The organism is Brooklawnia sp. (genome assembly GCF_032229645.1).
Taxonomy (GTDB): Bacteria; Actinomycetota; Actinomycetes; order Propionibacteriales; family Propionibacteriaceae; genus Brooklawnia.
In genome coordinates this window covers 2,516-7,265 of the sequence record NZ_JAVTWX010000091.1, presented here as the reverse complement: position 1 = coordinate 7,265, position 4,750 = coordinate 2,516, and the positions used below count along the sequence as shown (strand labels likewise).

The following is a 4,750-nucleotide window of genomic DNA, read 5'->3' as shown; positions in this document are numbered from 1 at the left end:
GCCACCGGCAGGTCGGCGTACCAGTCGTAGAAGCTGGTCATGGCGCCGCCCAGCAGGTGGGTGAAGCGGGTGCCGACGGCGTGGCTGACCATGCTCATCGCGGGAATGGGCGAGAACGAGACGAGCCTGTCCGGACCGTAGTTCTTGATGGTGTTAACATAGCTGGCCGCAGCGATCTCCAGTGCCTCGTCCCAGGAGACACGGACCAGGCCGCCCTTGCCGCGGGCCTGCTGGTAGCGGCGGCGCTTCACCGGGTCCGTCGAGATCTCGTTGAAGGCCTCGACGGGATCGCCCAGCCGGGCTTTGGCCTCGCGATAGAGCTCGAGCATCACTGCGCGCGCATAGGGGTAACGGACTCTGGTCGGCGAGTAGGTGTACCAAGAGAAGGAGGCGCCGCGAGGGCAGCCGCGCGGCTCGTACTCCGGACGATCGGGGCCGGTGGACGGGTAGTCGGTCTGCTGCGACTCCCAGGTGATCAAGCCGTCCTTGACATAGACCTTCCACGAACACGAGCCGGTGCAGTTGACGCCGTGGGTGGAACGCACCACCTTGTCGTGGCTCCAGCGGTCCCGGTAGAAGACGTCGCCCTGCCTGCCGCCCTGACGGAAGACCGCTCGCTGATCGGCAGTCTCATCCCATTTCGTGAAGAAGCGGCCCATCTTGAGCAGCGCCTCGGAAGCAGGCCCATCCAGTCGTGCGCGGTCGTCCATGGGGACAGTTTTGCACATATTATTCGTGCAAACGACCCGGCAAATCGATTCTGGGCAATTCGTCACGGATATCGACAGCGCCCGCTATTTTCGCATCATTAGGCGTGTCTAAATCAGCTGTGATCGGACGATCTGCAGCGACCCGATGCACGACCAGCGTGCCCAGCGCTCGGCGCACGGAGACATTGCGGACATCTCCCAGTTCGCCCAGCGCGCGACGAACCGAATCGGCGCAATAGCGTCCCGCCAGATACTGCGCCCAGCCGTCCGCGTCCTCCAGAATCACCCCATCCGAACCCATCGGGGCATCAGCTAGGACGGACACCACTTGCGCCGGGGCGGCGAGGTCGCCGGCCAGCAAGAACACCTCGTCGGCATCGCCTGCGGCCGCCAACGCTGCGGCAATACCGGCCACGGGCCCGCCGAAGGGCGGGTCTTCCGGCACGAATTCGACACGCGGATCATGACTCCACTCGGGTGGCTGGGGTCCTGCGACCACGATGTGCTCACTCCACGCGAGGCCTGCAGCCACGGCGCGCTGCAGCAGCGAGCGGCCATCGATATGGAGACCGAGCTTGTCGGCGCCCATTCGCGACGACCGTCCGCCAGCGAGGATGATCGCGGCGCGCACCGGCCGCACCGCTATCCCCCGGCGAACGGCGGCAGCACGTCGATGCATCGCACGTTTCCCAAGGCGGCGCTGCGATCTGCGACACGAACGCCGTCCGCGAGCAGTGAACTGACGCGCAGCACTCGTTCGAGATGCTCGTTGTCTGCGGCCAGCAGCTCAACAAGCCCGTCGCCAGTGAGACCGGTCGTGTCGATCACCGTCGATTCGATACCGGCTGCCTCGGCCGCACCCGCGAAGAATCTGACTTCCATCCTTGCCTCCTTCGTCTCGCCATCCGGCGACCACTATCCGCCGATCGCGCTCATCGTTCGAGCCGGCGGGGTGAACCCGACCTCGTCGATGCCGTGCGCGCGGGGTTTCTTCCACTGGGACTCGGCCCACACCGAAGCGAGGTCCGAGTCGCTGCCGCCCGATCTGAGTACGCCGCGCAAATCGGTCTCGGTTCGCGAGAAGAGGCAGCTGCGCAGCTGGCCATCGGCTGTCAGCCGAGTGCGGTCGCAGGCCGCGCAGAACGGCTGCGTCACCGATGCGATGACACCGAGAACTCCACCCGGCTGGCTGTCGTCGGGAGCGACGCGCCATAGCGCGGCCGGCGCGGCACCGCGCGGTTCGACCGCGGGAGTCAGCTCGAACCGTTCGCTCAGCAGCGCGAGGACCTCGTCCGCGGTCACGAGTTCGTCGCGCACCCACTGGCCTGCCGGCCCCAGGGGCATCTGCTCAATGAAACGCAGCTGATAGCCCCGCGCCAAACAGAACTCGGCCAGCGGAACCACATCGATCTCATTACAGTCCCGCAGGACGACCGAGTTGATCTTGACAGGGGTGAGCCCGGCACGCTCCGCTCCCGCGATGCCGGCCAGCACGTCCGGCAACCGGTCTCTGCGGGCCAATCGGGCGTAACGCTCCCGATCGAGCGAATCGAGGGAGACGTTGACCCGATCAAGCCCCGCCGCGCGCAGCGCCGCCGAGCGACGATCCAGGCCAAGGCCGTTTGTGGTGAGGGCCAACTCCGGACGCCCCGAAGCACCGCGCAATGCCGCGGCGCCCTCGACGATCCGTTCCAGCCCCTTGCGAAGCAGCGGCTCCCCGCCGGTGAATCTGATGCGGGTGATGCCCAATCGTTCGACCGCCACTCGCAGCAGGCGAAGCACCTCGTCGTCGGTCAGCGTCTGGTCGGTGGGTAGCCAGGCGAGCCCTTCGGCAGGCATGCAGTAGCTGCACCTCAGGTTGCAGCGATCGGTCAACGACACGCGCAGGTCGCGCGCGACTCTGCCGGAGCGATCGACCAATTCACCAACAAACATGGATAAAACAGTAACCCGTCGATCGACCGCCAGACAGCGAGTGCAAGAATGGAATAGTGTCCCCTAGCGAAATCAGTGCGCAGCCGCATGGCCTGGGGCCCACCCGCGCGAAGGTGCTCGGTCTGTTGGAGGGCACCAGGCGGCCAATGACCGTCAGCGATGTTGGTGCTGCGCTGGAGCTACACAAGAACTCCGCACGCTTTCATCTGGACGCACTGGTAGATGCCGGATTCGCGCTCCGCTCCACGGCGTCCACCGGGTCTCAGGGGCGTCCCCCGCGCGGCTATGCGGCGACCAGCGAGGCCCCGTCGGTGACCAACATGCACCTGCTGGAACTGACCCAGCTATTGCTGCGCCATTTCGTGGCGAGCAGCCCCGATGCGACCGCTCTCGCCGAGGACGCCGGCCGGGAATGGGGAGAAAGTGTGACCGATCGCGACACTCCTCCAGAGCAGGTGCTCGCCGAACTCTGCAACCGGCTTGCCGACCGTGGCTTCGGGGTGGCCCGCGAGGGCTCGACGTTGAGGTTCGCCCGCTGCCCGTTTCGGGCCACCACACCGCCCGAGCAACTGCCTTTGGTGTGCGCGATTCACCAAGGCTTCCTCGAGGGTTTCGCCAGGGCGAGCCGGGGAAACCTGATGGTCGGACGGCTGGAGGTCGGAAAGCAGGTCTGTTCGGTTACGATCAGCTGACTCGGATCGGATAGAACTGACACTGGATGTCCGTCCACTCGCCGGTGTCACGATTGCGCGCCACCAGGTCGATGCCCGTGTCATGGCTGTTCTGCCGGTGCTGCCAGGACGACCAACCGTGCACCTCGTCGTAGATCACTTGCAGGGTCGGATCAGCGTGAAAATACTCGATCATCAACTGCTCGAACTTGGTACCCCGCTCAGCCGTCGACTCTGCAGCGCACAAATCATCAATCACCTTATGGACGGTTGTCCTGGTCGCCACAGACCCCTCCTAGCCACGGATGAAATCAGGCTAGTGGCTATGACAGGTGCGCGCCGCATTTACTCGGGCACGGGCACGCGGATGCGCGTCGTGCCGGAAGGCGTGACGCAGTATTGGTAGCCCAGGCGGGAGGTCCAGATGAAGCGGCCTGGGGCGGGCTGATTCAGCTGCCAGCCGCCATGCGTTTTGGCGCGATGTGCCGTTCTGCTCAGCGGTCCAAGATTCTCGAGTCTGGTTTGCCCGGGTGGAGCGTTCTCGCTTCTCGAATACGCGATCGTGTGGTCTTGGTCGCAGTGTTTGGCTGCGGTTGATCCGTATGGGAAGACATCGATCGGGTTGCGTTGCTCGATGACGAACCGCATCTTCTCCGGGACCTGATAGGAATCGGTCGGTCTGATCGTTGCCGCCTCGATGATCGGGCGCACGACCACCTTTGAGCTCTTCAGAAACTCGGGGAGGTCGCTGGTTAGCAACGGGCCCCAGCCCCCGACCCGGGCAACACCTGCTGGCGTGCTGGTGAGGGCTGCGTCGTTGGCGTTGATGTGGACGATCAAGGTGCGGGTGGGTGGCGTCTGCGCTGGGTCGTGCAGTCCGTCAGAGTCATCACTTGCCGTGCCCGCGGTCCGCTCGGCCGATGATTGCAGCACCGGCGGGCAGGCGCGGCAGATATAGCCCAATGCTTGAGCTCGTCGTATTTCGTGATCGGCGAAGGAGTCGGCGTTGAGATTCTGCGGGAGGGTGGCGGCAACTCGCTTCAGGATGGAGTCGAAGAGGATGCCTTCGTCCGCGTCGACGATGCCGTAGATGGTGACGTGTCCGTCTTCGATGGGCGAGATTCGGATGAATCGAGCCTGGCGTTTCGCTTCGGCGCGCTCTTCCGCGAGGCCCGGATCGGCGGCGATGATCCATTCATCCAACCGTTTCATGACTTGCCCGAACGGCAGGGTTTGGAGGGCTTGGACGAGCAGGCTGTCGACCTGGAGGGCCGCTGCGAGCGGAAGATGGCCACATGCGCTGGATGCCTTAACGGCCTGCCACACGCGGATCTTTCCGGCGAGGATCTGCCGAAGCGTTTGCGGGAACCGGTATGCCAGATCGAGTGCTTGACCGATCCGAAGAATCGCCGAGCGCGGCGTGATTTGGAGGAG

At 64.8% G+C, this 4,750-nt stretch carries 7 protein-coding genes; 1 reads left to right on the top strand and 6 read right to left on the bottom strand.

Features of this window, described 5'->3' with window-relative positions:
* The 4 genes from AAFP05_RS06850 to moaA all read right to left on the bottom strand — a co-directional run.
* The coding region (locus AAFP05_RS06850) for a molybdopterin-dependent oxidoreductase (protein ID WP_341729110.1) at window positions 1-710 on the bottom strand (710 nt) is incomplete at its 3' end.
* Between the two features lie 19 nt (window positions 711-729).
* The gene (locus tag AAFP05_RS06845) at window positions 730-1,389 is read right to left on the bottom strand and encodes an NTP transferase domain-containing protein (RefSeq protein WP_341729109.1); all 660 of its coding nucleotides are present in this window, start codon (window positions 1,387-1,389) and stop codon (window positions 730-732) included.
* Window positions 1,353-1,592, bottom strand: a complete 240-nt coding sequence (locus AAFP05_RS06840; protein ID WP_341729108.1) for a hypothetical protein — start codon at window positions 1,590-1,592, stop codon at window positions 1,353-1,355. The genes AAFP05_RS06845 and AAFP05_RS06840 overlap by 37 nt, the downstream gene beginning before the upstream one ends.
* A gap of 33 nt (window positions 1,593-1,625) precedes the next feature.
* Window positions 1,626-2,645: a GTP 3',8-cyclase MoaA gene (moaA, locus tag AAFP05_RS06835; RefSeq protein ID WP_341729107.1), complete on the bottom strand. Its 1,020-nt coding sequence runs from the start codon at window positions 2,643-2,645 to the stop codon at window positions 1,626-1,628.
* Window positions 2,646-2,701: 56 nt separating this feature from the next.
* On the opposite strand from moaA, the gene AAFP05_RS06830 reads away from it, so the two are divergent.
* A complete protein-coding gene (locus AAFP05_RS06830) occupies window positions 2,702-3,337 on the top strand; it encodes a helix-turn-helix domain-containing protein (protein WP_341729106.1) in 636 nt (211 codons plus the stop codon).
* Here the strand turns inward: AAFP05_RS06830 and AAFP05_RS06825 are convergent.
* Both AAFP05_RS06825 and AAFP05_RS06820 read right to left on the bottom strand, forming a co-directional pair.
* Entirely contained in the window at window positions 3,330-3,602 is a 273-nt protein-coding gene (locus AAFP05_RS06825) for a hypothetical protein (RefSeq protein WP_341729105.1), read from the bottom strand. The genes AAFP05_RS06830 and AAFP05_RS06825 overlap by 8 nt on opposite strands.
* 59 nt (window positions 3,603-3,661) lie before the next feature.
* A partial coding sequence (locus AAFP05_RS06820; protein ID WP_341729104.1) for a DUF222 domain-containing protein occupies window positions 3,662-4,750 on the bottom strand: 1,089 nt, incomplete at its 5' end.

What these genes read in the sequence shown, in the direction of transcription:
- AAFP05_RS06845 (WP_341729109.1), bottom strand. Translation starts at nt 1,389, where the DNA reads ATGCATCGACGTGCTGCCGCCGTTCGCCGGGGGATAGCGGTGCGGCCG.
- AAFP05_RS06840 (WP_341729108.1), bottom strand. Translation starts at nt 1,592, where the DNA reads ATGGAAGTCAGATTCTTCGCGGGTGCGGCCGAGGCAGCCGGTATCGAA.
- moaA (WP_341729107.1), bottom strand. Translation starts at nt 2,645, where the DNA reads ATGTTTGTTGGTGAATTGGTCGATCGCTCCGGCAGAGTCGCGCGCGAC.